The organism is Arthrobacter sp. 05N33_2 (assembly GCF_056397425.1).
Window position 1 is genome coordinate 1 of the sequence record NZ_JBFTNJ010000011.1, and the last position, 13843, is coordinate 13843.

Annotated in this window: 15 protein-coding genes; 6 read left to right on the plus strand and 9 right to left on the minus strand. The window is 68.4% G+C overall.

From position 1 onward, the window contains the following. Positions 1-188 precede the first annotated feature (188 nt). Together AC1DHX_RS07950 and AC1DHX_RS07955 are read right to left on the minus strand one after the other, a co-directional pair. On the minus strand, positions 189-866 hold the full coding sequence (locus tag AC1DHX_RS07950; protein WP_476859404.1) for a LuxR C-terminal-related transcriptional regulator: 678 nt from the start codon (positions 864-866) through the stop codon (positions 189-191). Beyond that, complete coding sequence (locus AC1DHX_RS07955) at positions 863-2242, minus strand: ATP-binding protein (protein ID WP_476859403.1); 1380 nt, start codon at positions 2240-2242, stop codon at positions 863-865. Before AC1DHX_RS07955 ends, AC1DHX_RS07950 begins: the two co-directional genes overlap by 4 nt. 124 nt (positions 2243-2366) lie before the next feature. Here AC1DHX_RS07955 and AC1DHX_RS07960 point away from each other — a divergent pair, with 124 nt between their 5' ends. The 5 genes from AC1DHX_RS07960 (at position 2367) to AC1DHX_RS07980 (ending at position 6601) form a co-directional block, all read left to right on the plus strand. After that, complete coding sequence (locus AC1DHX_RS07960; protein ID WP_476859402.1) at positions 2367-4001, plus strand: PspC domain-containing protein; 1635 nt, start codon at positions 2367-2369, stop codon at positions 3999-4001. Position 4002: 1 nt separating this feature from the next. Further along, positions 4003-4266: a hypothetical protein gene (locus tag AC1DHX_RS07965; RefSeq protein WP_028276533.1), complete on the plus strand. Its 264-nt coding sequence runs from the start codon at positions 4003-4005 to the stop codon at positions 4264-4266. A 3-nt stretch (positions 4267-4269) separates the two neighbouring features. Continuing rightward, positions 4270-4524 (plus strand): PspC domain-containing protein, encoded by a 255-nt coding sequence (locus AC1DHX_RS07970; RefSeq protein WP_476851311.1) that lies wholly within the window; start codon positions 4270-4272, stop codon positions 4522-4524. A 226-nt stretch (positions 4525-4750) separates the two neighbouring features. Further along, on the plus strand, positions 4751-5776 hold the full coding sequence (locus tag AC1DHX_RS07975) for a 6-phosphofructokinase (protein ID WP_018773638.1): 1026 nt from the start codon (positions 4751-4753) through the stop codon (positions 5774-5776). Between the two features lie 114 nt (positions 5777-5890). Continuing rightward, the gene (locus tag AC1DHX_RS07980) at positions 5891-6601 is read left to right on the plus strand and encodes a GNAT family N-acetyltransferase (protein WP_223913802.1); all 711 of its coding nucleotides are present in this window, start codon (positions 5891-5893) and stop codon (positions 6599-6601) included. 16 nt (positions 6602-6617) lie between these two features. Here the strand turns inward: AC1DHX_RS07980 and AC1DHX_RS07985 are convergent, their stop codons facing one another. The 7 genes from AC1DHX_RS07985 to AC1DHX_RS08015 all read right to left on the minus strand — a co-directional run bounded on the left by AC1DHX_RS07985 (position 6618) and on the right by AC1DHX_RS08015 (position 12879). After that, a complete protein-coding gene (locus AC1DHX_RS07985; protein WP_476859401.1) occupies positions 6618-8180 on the minus strand; it encodes an MFS transporter in 1563 nt (520 codons plus the stop codon). 82 nt (positions 8181-8262) lie between these two features. Beyond that, positions 8263-8826, minus strand: a complete 564-nt coding sequence (locus AC1DHX_RS07990) for a PadR family transcriptional regulator (protein ID WP_230008175.1) — start codon at positions 8824-8826, stop codon at positions 8263-8265. Positions 8827-8965: 139 nt separating this feature from the next. Continuing rightward, positions 8966-9361 (minus strand): ankyrin repeat domain-containing protein, encoded by a 396-nt coding sequence (locus AC1DHX_RS07995; RefSeq protein ID WP_028276529.1) that lies wholly within the window; start codon positions 9359-9361, stop codon positions 8966-8968. Positions 9362-9375: 14 nt separating this feature from the next. Continuing rightward, on the minus strand, positions 9376-10458 hold the full coding sequence (gene ygfZ, locus AC1DHX_RS08000) for a CAF17-like 4Fe-4S cluster assembly/insertion protein YgfZ (RefSeq protein ID WP_476859400.1): 1083 nt from the start codon (positions 10456-10458) through the stop codon (positions 9376-9378). Positions 10459-10559: 101 nt separating this feature from the next. Further along, positions 10560-11309 carry a flavodoxin family protein gene (locus tag AC1DHX_RS08005; protein WP_476851316.1) on the minus strand — a complete coding sequence of 250 codons (750 nt, stop codon included), beginning with the start codon at positions 11307-11309 and terminating at the stop codon, positions 10560-10562. 53 nt (positions 11310-11362) lie between these two features. Next, positions 11363-11977, minus strand: a complete 615-nt coding sequence (locus AC1DHX_RS08010) for a nitrobindin family protein (protein ID WP_476851317.1) — start codon at positions 11975-11977, stop codon at positions 11363-11365. 167 nt (positions 11978-12144) lie between these two features. Then, entirely contained in the window at positions 12145-12879 is a 735-nt protein-coding gene (locus tag AC1DHX_RS08015; protein ID WP_223913795.1) for a permease, read from the minus strand. A 243-nt stretch (positions 12880-13122) separates the two neighbouring features. Here AC1DHX_RS08015 and AC1DHX_RS08020 point away from each other — a divergent pair, with 243 nt between their 5' ends. Beyond that, positions 13123-13821: a winged helix-turn-helix transcriptional regulator gene (locus tag AC1DHX_RS08020; RefSeq protein ID WP_277526303.1), complete on the plus strand. Its 699-nt coding sequence runs from the start codon at positions 13123-13125 to the stop codon at positions 13819-13821. Positions 13822-13843: the final 22 nt, after the last annotated feature.

A 13843-nucleotide genomic window follows, 5' to 3' on the forward strand; every position in this document is an offset into this window, starting at 1 on the left:
CGAAATCATCAGCCACCCGCGCCCGCCCAAAGGAACCGTCTACATCGGCCTCAACGGCACGGGCAGGCAACCGTCCACGAAGTCCTGAGACATGAACCGTCCACGATCAGTTGAGACATGAAGTGTCAACGATGAGGTGAGACAGCACACAGTGCGATAAGGACCCTAAGTGATAGCGCATCCTTGGGTTAAAGCAGGCGGCGCTCGGCGGCCCAGCGGGTCAGCTCGTGGCGGCTGGAGAGCTGAAGCTTGCGCAGCACGGCCGAGACGTGGGTTTCAACGGTCTTGATCGAGATGAACAGTTCTTTGGCCACCTCCTTATAGCTGTAGCCGCGGGCGATAAGGCGCATCACTTCGAGCTCCCGCGCCGAGAGCTTGTCGAGCTCGTCGTCGGCGATGTCCGCGGGGGCCGTGCCGAACGCGTCCAGGACGAAGCCCGCCAGCCGGGGTGAGAAGACGGCGTCGCCGCCTGCCACGCGGCGGACGGCGCCGCTGATCTCCGCGCCGGAAATGGTCTTGGTGACATAGCCGCGCGCGCCGGCCCGGATCACGGACACCACATCTTCTGCCGCGTCGGAGACGCTCAGCGCCAGGAACCGCGTGGTGCCCAGCAGGGGCGCCGAGCCGGCCAGGACCTCGCGTCCGCCGCCACCCCGGCCGCCGGGAAGATGGACGTCAAGGAGCACGACGTCGGGGCGCTGGAGTGCGATGACGGCGATTGCCTCCTCCACCGTTCCGGCCTCCCCCGCGACGACGATGTCCGGGTCCAGGTCCGCCTTCAACCCGGAGCGGAAGATGGCGTGGTCGTCCACGATCACCACGCGAATCGGTGCGGGGCTTCCTGATGCTGATGCTGGGCTGGTCACGGGTTGGCCTCTCCGTTGGCGTTGTTGGCGGCGGCCGCGGCAGTTCCGGCAGAGGCGGCGACGGGCAGCCGGAGCCGCACTTCGGTGCCGTCCGGGCTGCTGGTGATCGCGGCGGTGCCGCCGTGGCGGTTCATCCGGCCGATGATCGATTCTCTGACGCCGAGCCGGTCCGGGGGAACGGAATCCGGATCGAAGCCCGGGCCCCTGTCCTTGACGAAAACTTCCGCGGCGGCGTCGGTGACTTCCAGGTAGACGGACACGGCGCCGCCGCCGTGCCGGGCGGCGTTCAGCATGGCCTCTCGGGATGCCTGGACGAGGGCCTCATGGCGTTGGGTCATGGCGCAGTCCCCCACGCTGACCACCTCGACGGCGTTCCCCAGGGCGTCCTCGACCTCGGCTGCGGCGGCCTTGATGCCGTCGGACAGCTGGCCGGATTCCTTGTCGGCGTCCCGGTACAGCCAGCCACGCAGCTCGCGCTCCTGCGCGCGGGCCAGCCTGATGACATCGTGCTCGTTGCCGGCCCGGCGTTGGATCAGGGCGAGGGTCTGCAGCACGGAGTCATGGAGGTGGGCGGCGATCTCGGCACGCTCGGTGGCGCGGACCCGCCCCGCGCGCTCTGTTTCCAGCTCGCGCCAGAACTTCAGCCCCCATGGCAGAAGCACCAGGGCCACGCCGCCGAGCACGGCCACCGAGGCCAGGAGGGCGAGCCAGGTCTGTTCCCAGGACCCCGAGCCGGACACCATGACCAGCACGCCGGCCACGACGAGGGCGAGCCCGGCCGCGAGGCGGGCCCAGCCGCCGGCCTGGTCCGCTTTGGTCTTGTCCACGAGCCCCGCCCGGCGGGTCTCGTCCAGTTGCATCCAGGCGATCGCGGCACCGCCCAGGATCGCCGCGACCGGGATCAGGGTACCCAGCGGCACGTCGACCCCCAGGAGCCGGGCGATCAGGATCCCGGCGGCCAGCAACAGGCCCGCGCCCAGCAGGATCTCCTTGCCGAAGGGCATGCCGGAAACTTTGGACCGCCAGGACCCCGGCGCCGCCGTCGTTGGCGTTCCACTGGTTCCGGGGGCTCCAGGCATGCCGGGGGCGTCGGGCAGGTTTGCGACGCCCGGGGTGTCCGGGACGCTCACTGCCGGAGCGATGGGCGACGCCGGGCGGCGGGCGTGGCGCCGGGCGTTTTCATCCGCAGTGGGGACCATGATCCAAAGCCAGGCGTAGAAGGCCACCCCGGCCCCGCCGGCGAGCGCAGCCACTGCCATGCCGATCCTGACCATGCGCACCGGCCAGCCCAGGTGGTTGGCGAGGCCCGCGCACACGCCGGCAATCACGCGGTCGCTGCTGCGGACCAGCGGCGGGCGGGCGGGCGCGGTTGTCATGCCTCAATCCAAGCACGGATCGGGGTTTCCCGGACGCGTTTGAGGGCCCAACCGGGGGCCACTCAGGGACCGTTCAGGGTGTTCCCCAGTAGAGGCCGGCGCCGGGAACGGGAAGGATCGAAGTATGAACCCGCACACTCCGCACCCCGATGAAGGCCCGGCCTCCGCAGACCGGCCGGCCACGGATCGATCCCACCCCGAACTTCCAGAATCGGAACTTCCAGAACCGGAACCTCCCGCCACGGATCTTCCGCACACTGAGCGTTCCGTCACGGACCTTCCGCATACGGAACGTCCCGACCCCGAACTTCCAGGCACGGGCCAGCCCGCTCCGGCCTTCTCCGGGCCGGGCGGCGCGCCGCCGGAGCCGCCGCGGCTTTACCCGCCCGGCGACCCGAATGGGCCGTTGCCCGGCCGGCAAACCCAGAATTTCTTCGACTGGATCCGCAGCCAGGGCATTTACCGCGGACGCGACCGCTGGATCGGCGGCGTGGCCAGCGGCATAGCCCACCGGCTCGGCGTCGATCCGCTGATTATCCGCGGCGTCCTGATCGTCCTGACCGTCTTCGCCGGAATTGGCGTTCTCGCCTACGGCCTGGCCTGGGCGTTGCTGCCCGAACCCGACGGCCGCATTCACGTCCAGGAGGCCGCCGCAGGGCGGTGGACAGCCGGCATGACCGGCGCGCTCATCACCTCGGTCATCGGTTTCCCCAGCCTGGGCACCGGGGTCTGGGGCTGGGACCGCTTCGGCTTCGGCGCCTTCGTCTGGACCGTCTTCTGGGTGGGCGGTGCCATCTACCTCGTCTACTACCTGACCCAACGCAACAAGATCCGGGACGGAGCCACTGGCATGCCTTCGCGTTACGACTCAGGCAGCCCGGCCGGCGCCGCGGCTTTTGCGGCTGGCCCCCGCACCGCCGCCGGGCCGCAATCAGCAGGCAGCTTCCCGCAGGGCGGCGGCCGGACGTATGGCGACCCGGCTGACAGCTCTCGAGTCACCGGCACCGGCCCGGGCTGGGGTCCGCCTCCGCCGTCGGGACCCATTGCGTCCGGCCCCGTCCCGCCCGGTCCTGTTCCCCCAGGCGGCTACGGACCGGGGTCCGGCGCCACACCGCCTGCACCGGCCGCGCGCAACCTTGGCCCGGGCGCTCCGGCGGTCGCCATCACCGTCGGCTCCGCCCTCCTGGTGGGCGGGGGCATCAAGGCCCTCGACGCCGCCAACGTGATCGATCTCGGCGATGCCGGCAACGCGCTGGTCTGGGCCTTCGGCGCGGCCATCCTGGGCCTCGGGATCCTGTTCGCAGGGCTGCGGGGCCGGACCTCCGGGATCCTGGGCTTCTTCGCGGTCGTGGCCCTGCTGATCGGCGCCATCTTCAGCGTGGTCCCGCACGGGGACCGGTTCCGCTTCCAGAACGCCGACTGGACGCCGGCGAGCATTCAGCAGGCCCAAGGCGGCTTCGAGATCACCGGCGGCGCCGGAACCGCGGACCTGACCAAGCTGGCGCTGAATCCGCCCCTGGGCTCCGACGTCGTAGTTCCGATCGACGCGACGGCCAGCAACCTCACCGTCGTCATCCCCGCCACCGTTCCGGTGCACGTCCAGGCGGACATGACCATGGGCAACCTCCACGACGGCAACCAGGACCGCGGCGGCATGACGACGCAGCAAAGCGACTACAACACCGCGAAACCGGGCGCCCGGCTGGTCCTGGAGATCTCCGGCACCGTCAGCAACGTGACCATCAAGGAAGGCAACTGACATGAGCAGCTATGACGACTCGCCGCTGGCCGATGCCGGGCACGACCCCGAAGCGGGTTCGCCCGCCCGGGTGGGCACAGTGGTCTGGGGACTGACAGTGGTGGCATTGGCTGCACTGATCATCATTTCCCGGCTCGGCCTCGTGGCCCTCAACGGCACCTATGTGCTGATCGGCCTGATGATCGGGGCCGGGGGTGCCCTGGTCGTGGGCGGCCTGGTCTCGGCACGCAGGCGTGACAATAAGTCAACTACAGGGAAGTCTTGACCCATGGATAAATTCTTTGACACCATCCGGGGCCTCGGCCTGAAACGTGGTCCGCAGCGCTGGGTTGGCGGCGTCTGCGGCGGGGTTGCCGCCAAACTGAACGTTGATGTGGCCTATGTCCGGATCGCCTACCTGCTCCTGAGCCTGCTCCCTGGCCCGGCGTTCGTGGTCTACCTCGCGGCCTGGCTCCTCCTCCCGGACCAGCGCAACGCAATCGTCCTCGAAAGCTTCCTCTCGAAGCGTTCCTCCCGGCCCTGACATCCATCACAGGCCATCCGTCACAGGCCGGCCCGGCCCCGCGGCCCGGCCCGGCGGCAACCTTCCCCGGTAGCTGCGCCGCACCACGAAAAGGTGCCCCCGCCATCATGGCGGGGGCACCTTTTGTAACCGTTTGTGTCCTGCCCCACACCCGCCACTAGACTCTAGGGTGAGCTCAGCGTGGCGCTCTGCCTGTACCCCTTCAAACCAGGATTTGAGCCAAGACATGAAAATTGGAATCCTCACCAGCGGCGGAGACTGCCCCGGCCTGAACGCCGTCATCCGTGGCGCCGTCCTCAAAGGAATCGCGGTCCACGGCCAGCAGTTCGTAGGATTCAAGGATGGCTGGCGCGGCGTTGTCGAGGGCGACATCGTGGAAATTCCCCGCACCATGGTCCGCGGCATCGCCAAGCAGGGCGGCACCATCCTGGGCACGTCCCGCACCAACCCGTTTGAGAACGGCGGCGGTCCCGAGGTCATCAAAGCCAACATGGACCGGCTCGGGATCGACGCCATCATCGCCATCGGCGGCGAGGGCACGCTGGCCGCCGCAAAGCGGCTCACCGACGCCGGCCTCAAAATCGTGGGCGTGCCCAAGACGGTCGATAACGACCTCGACGCCACGGACTACACCTTCGGCTTCGACACGGCCGTGGAAATCGCCACCGAGGCAATCGACCGGCTGCGCACCACCGGAGAGTCCCACCACCGCTGCATGATTGCCGAAGTCATGGGACGGCATGTGGGCTGGATCGCCTTGCACGCCGGCATGGCCTCGGGCGCCCACGCCATCCTGATCCCGGAGCAGAAGGCCTCCATGGAACAGATCGCCGAATGGGTCGTCTCCGCCCACGACCGTGGCCGCGCCCCGCTGCTTGTCGTCGCCGAGGGGTTTGTGCCCGAAGGCCAGGAGTCCCCGCATTCGGAGCGCGGCCTCGACACCTTTGGCCGGCCCCGCCTCGGCGGCATCGCCGAAATGCTTGCCCCCGAACTGGAGGCACGCACCGGCATCGAGACCCGCGCGACGGTCCTTGGCCACATCCAGCGCGGTGGCGTCCCGACGGCGTTCGACCGGGTCCTGGCCACCCGCCTGGGCATGGCCGCCATCGATTCGGTAGTGGAAAAGCGCTGGGGCACCATGGTGTCGCTGCACGGCACGGATATTGTGCACGTCGGTTTCGACGCCGCACTCGGCAACCTCAAGTCCGTACCGCAGAGCCGCTACGACGAGGCCGCAGTCCTCTTCGGCTAAGCGGACACCGGCGGGTCCGGCTCGGGGACGGCCCGCAGGGAAGAAGCGGGCGGGCAACGCCGCAGCCAGGCAGGGAAGAGCCGGGCGCGCGGCCGCGATGGGTAGGGTTGATTCATGACTCTTGAGCCCGGTTCCGCAGAAATTGTCCAGCTCGCATGGGCGCGCCGCCTGGGGTTCGACGACGGCGCCTTCGCGGCTGCCGCCGGCGTGAGGCTCACCCGGGCGGATGAGACAGCCCGGTCCCTGCAGTTCGTCCGCCTGTTCGGCAACTCCGCCCTGGTGGGCCCGCAGTGGGCGCTGGACGCCGCCGAGGGTCTCTCGGACGAGGAACTGGCCCAGCACGTGACGCTGCTGACCATCACCCGCGGGCACGGCGGCCACGGGCTCGGCGCCGCGGCACTCTTCTTCGCCGACGACCTCCCCCTGCAGCAGCCTGCCGGGGAGCTGACGGTCTCGCACGGGAACCCGGAAGCGATCGAGCTGGAGACCTTCTGCCCGCCCGACGACGTCAACGAGGTGGGCCTCGCCGACCTGGAACACCGCTTCACCGTCCTGCATCTGGAAGACGGGCGGCGGACGCCCGTGGCCTGCGGGGCGTATGCCGAATGGGAAGGGCTCCTGGCCCATATGGGCGTTCTGGTCGCGCCCGAATGGCGGCGCCACGGCCTGGGCAAGCTGGCCGCCTCAGTAGCCGCCCACGAGGCCCTCGCAGCCGGACTGACGCTGCAGTGGCGTTCAGAAGTCAGCAACAAGGGGTCGCTGGCGCTGGCCCGGAGCCTGGGATTTTCCGCGGGCGGCATCCAGACCAGCGTGCTGCTGGGCTGATCCGGATGCCGCCAGGCTAGCCGCGCTCCGCGGCGGCCCTGTCCGTGTCTGCCCTGTCGGTGTCTGCCTTACCCGTGTCCGCTGCTGCGGCTGTGGCTGCGGCAGCATCTGGTTCGCCCCAGCCCTGGACCGGCTTGGGCTTGGCGAAGAACAGCGCCACGGCAGCGCCGAGCAGGATGACCGCCGCCGGCAGCAGGATGGACTGGCCCATCGCCGTCGAGAACCCCTCATGAAGCTCCGCCGGCAGGGCCCCGCCGAAGCCCATCGGGCTGGCGTCTGCGCCTGCTCCGGGCCGGGCGGGGAGCTCGGCCGCCAGCCGCGACTGGATCAGGACGGCGATGGCGGCGCTGCCGAGTACGGCGCCGATCTGGCGGGTCGTGTTGTAGACGCCTGAGCCGGCTCCGGCCTGCCGCGGCGGCAGGTTGCGTGTGACGGTGGAACTCAACGGCGCCCAGATGCCTGCATTGGCGAAGCCCAGCACTGCGCTCGGCAGCAGGAACAGCCAGATGGGGGTGTCCGGGTGCATGAGCAGGGCATTCCAGAACAGCGCCACGGACATCAGGACCAGGCCGGTCGCGGTGATGAATTTCGGGTTGACCTTGTCGATGATCCGGCCGACGACGGGGGCGAGCCCGCCCGAGATCAGCGCCATCGGCACCATCATGAGCGCCGACTGGGTCGGGGTCAGTCCGCGGACGATCTGGTAGTAGAAGATCAGCGGCAGGCTGAACGCGGTGACGGTGAAGCCCACCGTGGTGATCGCAATGTTGGCGAGCGAGAAGTTCCGGTCCTTGAAAAGGGACAGGGGCAGCAGCGGTTCCCCCGTGTTGAACTTCTGCCACAGGACGAAGACCACCAGCACGGCGATGCCGCTGATGATCAGGCCCCAGACGGTGATGGGGCCGGCGATGGTGCCCCAGTCGTACGTCGCGCCCTCCTGGATGCCGAAGACCAGGAGGAACAGGCCGAGGGCGCTGAGCAGCACGCCGGGAATATCGAACTTGTGCGGGTGGGTGGTCAGCGAGGGCACGAAACGCTGGGCGAGGATGAAGCCGACAATCCCGACGGGAACGTTGATGAAGAAGATCCATTCCCAGCCGAGACCGTCCACCAGCACGCCGCCGAGGATCGGGCCAACCAGCGTGGCGACGCCGGCCGTGGCTCCCCAGATGCCCATGGCCGCTCCGCGGCGGTCCGGGGGGAAGATCCGGGTAATGACGGCCATGGTCTGCGGCGACATCATGGCCGCGCCGAGGCCCTGGACCACACGGGCCGCGATGAGGATCTCGACGCTGCCGGAGAGGCCGCACCACAGCGATGCCACGGTGAAGACGACGAGTCCGGAGAGGTAGAGCTTTTTCGGACCGAAACGGTCCCCGAGCCGGCCCGTGATCAGCAGCGGCACGGCATAGGCGAGCAGGTAGGCGCTGGTGACCCAGATCACCGAGTTAATGTCAGTGTTGAGGCCCTCCATGATGCTGGGGTTGGCCACCGAGACGATGGTGGTGTCGATCAGGATCATGAAGAAGCCGATCACCAGGGACCAGAGTGCCGGCCATGGCCGGGCTACGTTTTCCATGCGGTTCCTTAGGGGCTGGTGTGAAACGGTGGATGGGCTGTGTGTGGGGCGGCCGGGTCCCGGCCGCGGTCCTGCGCGGGGTTCACCACGGCAGTTCGCCGGAGCGGAGCTGGTCCTGAAGGCTGCGGATCCAGGCGATTTCGGCGCGCAGCGTGCTCTGCTGGAACTGGACATCGATCCAGTACTTGCGCTCCACGCCCTTCTTCGCGAGCAGTTCCTCGCCGGAGACCAGGAAGCCGAGTTGCTCCTCCAACGCCTGAAGGCGCCGGTCGAGGAGTTCGACGACGACGCCGGCGGGCAGGTTGTAGGCCTCGGAGACGGCCAGCGGGAAAGCCGGGTATTCGTTGACCGGGGCGGCGAGCATGTCCTGCAGCCACGCCGTGAACGCTTCGCGGCCGGCAGCCGAGATCGTGTAGGTGGTGCGCTCCGGACGGTTGCCTCCCCGGTCCGTTCCCGTGGCTGTGACCAGCCCCCGATCCTCGAGCCGCCCGACGGCGTGATAAAGCGTTCCTGGCCGCACCTTGACCAGCCGGTCCTCGTGCCGCGCGATCAGGAGCTGGTACATCTCGTAGGGATGCATCGGTTCTTCCACGAGCAGGGAAAGTGCGGCGACACCCAGGGGTGTCAATGCGGTTGCCCGGGCCATGGTGCAGTCCTTCTCGGTTTAGCAGTGTTCTCTTCGGCCTAAACGGCAGTTACTCCACTAAAGATTATTCCACGTGGAGTATTTGAGGGCAATCCTGCCCAACCCGGGCCGGCCGCGCCCCGGCCCCAGGCGCGATTGGTCAGCCGAGGAGGGCCAGGATGTCCGTCCGGGCGAACATCTGCGCGGCGGCCCGCGCGGTGGGGGTGCCGGCGTCCGGGTCGGCCCCGGCGTCCAGCAGTTCCCGGGCCACGTCCGTGTAGCCCTTGAAGACAGCACCGGCCAGCGGGGTCTGGCCGCGGTCGTTCGGCGTGTTGGCGTCGCCGCCGTGGTCCAGGATCAGCCGGACAGTGCCGGCGTGGCCGTGGTAGGCCGCCAGCATCACCAGCGAGTCGCCGGAGGAAGTGGTCAGCGTGGCCGGGGCGCCGGCGGCCAGGTAGCTGCCCAGCAGCGCGGAGTTGCCCTCGCGGGCGGCGTCGAAGAGCGCGTGCGCCAGCGCGAGTGTCTCGTCGTCGGGCGCGGCGCCCGGCTCGTTCACTTTGGACCCGCCGTTCATCGGGTGCCCCGCAGGAAGCCGGTCTGGCGGCCCACCACCTGGCCGGCGTCGGGGGCCACAATGACTTCCTGGGCCGCGGAGTACGGCTCGTCCCCGTCCACGACGGTCAGGACCTCGTCCGGGGCGACGGAGCGTTTGATCACGGCCAGGGCGACGGGGCCCATCTCGTAGTGCTGCGCCACGGAGGTCACGGTGCCCACCTTGCGCTCGCCCGCACGCACCTCGCTGCCGGCCGCGGGCAGGGTGTGCTGGGAACCGTCGAGCTGGAGGAACACGAGACGGCGCGGCGGGTGGCCCAGGTTGTGGACGCGCGCGATCGTCTCCTGGCCCTTGTAGCAGCCCTTGGCCAGGTGCACGGCAGTGCGGAGGAGGTCGAGCTCATGCGGGATGGTCTTGTCGTCCGTTTCCGCGCCCCACCGGGGCCGCCACGCCGCAATCCGCAGCGCTTCGGAGGCCATGGTGCCGGCGAGGGCACGGTCGCCCACGGTCGCGACCAGTTGGTCCGCGGGGACCAGGTACTCGAACCACGGCCGTTCCAGTCCTGGATGGGCGTCCTCGCCCACCACAGCGTAGGAGTAGCCGCCGGCGCCGACGTGCGGCCACGGGTCTTCCCACGCCTGCAGCGCGTCCCATTCCGGGATGCGGTGCGTGGAGCCGAGTACGGCCCAGTCGGCGGAGACGTCCGCGATTTCGACCCGGAGCATGAATTTCATCTTGTTGAGCCATTCGGCGAGCGGGGCCGCCTCGGCTGCCTCGACGATCAGCCAGGTCGTGGCGCCGTCATCCACCACCCTGGCGTCAAATTCGATCCGGCCCTGCACGCTCAGCAACAGCAGTTCGGTGGACTGGCCAGGGGCCAGGGAAGTGAGCTGCTGGGAGGACAGCGTGTTGAGCCAGCTCAGGCGGTCCGGCCCGCTGACCGTCACCACGCCGCGGTGTGAGAGATCGACGACGGCGGTGCCGGCGGCCAGCGCCCGCTGCTCCCGGAGCGGCTCGCCGTAGTGGGCGGCGACGCCGGCATCGGCGCCGCCGGCCTCAACCGCGGCCGGGCGCGACAACAGGGGGCTTTTGATAGTCATATTGAAAGGAACGTCCTTAGCTCTGTGCGTATTCCGGCCTCGGCAGGTTCCGGCCCCGGCAGGGACAATCTGGCTCCGCCGGACTGTGGGGCAGGCCGGTCCTAGCGGTATTCCGGATTTTCAAAGTCGAAGCGGGTGCCCGCTTTCCAGGCGTCGGGCAGGTTTCCGTATGCGGGAATGCCGCCCGCGTCCTTGAGCATGCGCGCCAGGTGCAGCATGTTCCAGGTCATGAAGGTGGTGTTGCGGTTGGTGAAATCGCTCTCCGGCCCCCCGGACCCCTGGTCAAGGTAGCTCGGTCCCGGCCCGACGGGACCGATCCAGCCGGCATCGGCCTGCGGCGGGATGGTGAAGCCGACGTGCTGGAGGCTGTACAGGACGTTCATGGCGCAATGCTTGATGCCGTCCTCATTGCCGGTGATGAGGCAGCCGCCCACCTTCGGGTAGTAGGCCCACTGGCCCTTCGCGTTCAGCTGCCCGGAGTGGGCGTAGAGGCGCTCGATGAGCTTCTTCGTCTGCGAGGAGTTGTCCCCCAGCCAGATGGGCCCCGCGACGACGACGATGTCCGCTTCCTGGACGGCCGGGTAGAGTTCCGGCCACTCATCGGTGGCCCAGCCGTGTTCGCGCATGTCCGGGTAGACCCCGCTGGCGATGTCGTGGTCCACCGTGCGGATCACGCGGGTGCTGACGCCCTGCTTCTCCATGATCCGGCGGCTGACCTCGATCAGGCCCTGCGTGTTGGACACGTCCGGGGACTTCTTGAGCGTGCCGTTGAAGAACACGGCCTTGAGGTCGGCGTAGCTGGCGCTGCCGGGTGCTGTGCTGCCGGCTGAGCTGGTGACTGTGTCATTCACGGTATTTCTCCTGGGTCGATGGTGACAACGGAAAAATCAGTGAGACCGCGTAATTAGCCTGCTTTGGCGAGGATGGCCGATGCGTGGGCCTCCAGGCCGCCGCCCGCCGTCGAATTCTTGCCGGTGGCCACGTCCCAGCGCCACAGCAGGTTTCCTTCCACCAGCCCGAAGATCCGGGTGGCCGCCGTGTACTCCTTGGAGTGGCTGCCGCGCATCACCATGTCGGTGCTGAGCTGGATCTGGGGGCCCTTGATCTGGCCGTAGTACAGCTCCGAGATCCCGCCGGGGTGGGCGATGGAGACCGAGATGTCGAAGCCGCCGTCGCTGTTGCGCAGGGCCTCCACCTCGTCGGCGCTCTTGAGCACCGGGACGATGTCCGCCGGGATCAGGCCGGGGCCGCCGTCCTCCTCGCGCTGCTTACGCTCCAGCGCCCAGAAGCCGGTCTCGACAGTGAGGGGACGCAGCTTCGTGCCCTCGTCGTCGGTCAGCCAGCTCTCGGCGCGGTACTGCAGGTACGGCAGGCCGTTGTGCGTAAACGAGACGTGTTGCAGGAAGTGCTCGGAGTCCTCGTCTCCAGCCCCCAGCCGGCCGCTGCCCTCCCACTCACCAATGAGCCAGGACAGCGGAACGATTTCGGGGGTCAGATCAGTAGGGATTTCAATCGGCACAGCATCTACCTCTGGAAGCTACGGGGTCTGGAACGTGTTACTTCTGGCCTTTGAAGAGGCGGTACACGACAAAGCCGGCAAACCACGCCATGGACAGGCTGGCCACGCCAAGCAGGACAAGGAAAAAGATCTCATATGCAAGTACGGACATGATGCCATCCTAACGCTTAGTAGATGAGTAGTTTGTCTATGAAGTAGGCCAGGGAACCGACAGCAGAAACCGGCCCGAGCCCCATGCCCACGGCCGCCAAAACATTAAGGCCTTCACCGTTGAGGATGACGAGGCGGCGGAAACTCACCAGCACCGCCCCCACGACGACGCCGACGAGGGCCGCCGGCAGCACGGCGATGTCGGAGAACACCAGGCCGGCGAGCGGCCCGGCAAGGCCGGCGCTCACGATGCCCAGCGGCGCCACGATCCGGTCCGGCCAGCGGATCAGCCCCGCCAGCAGCGCGATCGCCGAGCTGATGGCCGCCACGAGGATCATTTCGCGGACCCCGTTGAAGCGCGAACTCGCAATCCAGCCGGCGCCGAGGCAGGAGAGCAGGACACCCGCGCACGAGCCCAGGGTGGATTCGAGGCGCTGGGCCTGACCGGTGCCCCGGATCAGCTGCATGACGAAGATCGCCATGACCCCGACGGCCAGGAATGACGGCGTCCAGTCCAGGAAGCCCGGAGCCGGGAGATAGGTCGCAGCCACTGCCGACCCGACGCCGGGCAGGCCAATCAAGACCGCGAGGGTCTTCTTGGCGGGGATGCCGAGAAAGTAGGGCCAGCCGATACCGATGCCGGCGGCGGCGAGCGCCGCGACGGCCAGGAGGACCTCAGGCGAGGCATAGGCTCCGGCGACAATCGCCGCGAGACCGGCCAGGCCGATGATCCCGACGCTCCACGGCTTCACTGTCTGCTCGCCATCGGCAGACCCAGCATGGCCAGACCTTCGCTCACTGCGGACCCCAATTCGACTCGGCTCAATTTCGACGGGCCGCGGGCCCTGACGGTTCAATCCTGCCCTATGTGAACGGTATGTGTCGCAAAAGGAGGCGCCGGAGGTGACGGGACCATGGCCGGAATGGGGCCTTTAGGTATACTCAACATCAGCAACAAGACGCCCAACGATGCGCGGACACCCCTTGGAGGAACAATGTCGCACATCCTGCTATTGACGAACAGCACGGGAACATCCGTGGACGTCCTGCCTGCTCTGGAACTGCTGAACCACCGGGTGCATATCCTTCCGGCCGAGCCCACTGCCCTGCTCGAGACCGACCCCTGCGACATCGTCCTGCTCGATGCCCGCAAGGACCTGGTCGGCGCACGTTCCCTCACCCAGCTGCTCAAGGCCACCGGCCTCAGCGCCCCGTTGATGCTGATCCTCACCGAGGGCGGCATGGCCGCGGTCTCCTCGGCGTGGGCCGTGGACGACATCCTCCTGGAATCCGCGGGCCCGGCAGAAGTCGAGGCCAGGATCCGGCTCGGCGTCGCGCGCGCCGTTCCGGACAAGGAAGACGTGCCGACCGAAATCCGGGCCGCCGGCGTCGTGATTGACGAGGCCAGCTACACCGCACGGGTCAACGGCGCCGCGCTCAACCTGACCTTCAAGGAATTTGAACTGCTGAAATACCTGGCCCAGCACCCCGGCCGGGTGTTCACCCGCCAGCAGCTGCTGACCGAAGTCTGGGGCTACGACTACTACGGCGGCACGCGCACCGTGGATGTCCACGTCCGGCGGCTCCGGGCCAAACTGGGCGCCGACCACGAGAACCTGATCAGCACGGTCCGCAACGTCGGCTACCGCCTGACCCTGGTCCGCCAGCCCGAGGACGAACTGACCGAGGCCTGAGCGCGCCACGGCCGCCACAGCG

Bases quoted from the DNA above. Each gene is read 5' to 3' on its own strand.
- ygfZ (WP_476859400.1), bottom strand. From the start codon at position 10,458: ATGACTATCAAAAGCCCCCTGTTGTCGCGCCCGGCCGCGGTTGAGGCC.
- AC1DHX_RS08020 (WP_277526303.1), top strand. From the start codon at position 13,123: ATGTCGCACATCCTGCTATTGACGAACAGCACGGGAACATCCGTGGAC.
- AC1DHX_RS07955 (WP_476859403.1), bottom strand. From the start codon at position 2,242: ATGACAACCGCGCCCGCCCGCCCGCCGCTGGTCCGCAGCAGCGACCGC.
- AC1DHX_RS07990 (WP_230008175.1), bottom strand. From the start codon at position 8,826: ATGGCCCGGGCAACCGCATTGACACCCCTGGGTGTCGCCGCACTTTCC.
- AC1DHX_RS07985 (WP_476859401.1), bottom strand. From the start codon at position 8,180: ATGGAAAACGTAGCCCGGCCATGGCCGGCACTCTGGTCCCTGGTGATC.
- AC1DHX_RS07965 (WP_028276533.1), top strand. From the start codon at position 4,003: ATGAGCAGCTATGACGACTCGCCGCTGGCCGATGCCGGGCACGACCCC.
- AC1DHX_RS07980 (WP_223913802.1), top strand. From the start codon at position 5,891: ATGACTCTTGAGCCCGGTTCCGCAGAAATTGTCCAGCTCGCATGGGCG.
- AC1DHX_RS07960 (WP_476859402.1), top strand. From the start codon at position 2,367: ATGAACCCGCACACTCCGCACCCCGATGAAGGCCCGGCCTCCGCAGAC.
- AC1DHX_RS07970 (WP_476851311.1), top strand. From the start codon at position 4,270: ATGGATAAATTCTTTGACACCATCCGGGGCCTCGGCCTGAAACGTGGT.
- AC1DHX_RS07975 (WP_018773638.1), top strand. From the start codon at position 4,751: ATGAAAATTGGAATCCTCACCAGCGGCGGAGACTGCCCCGGCCTGAAC.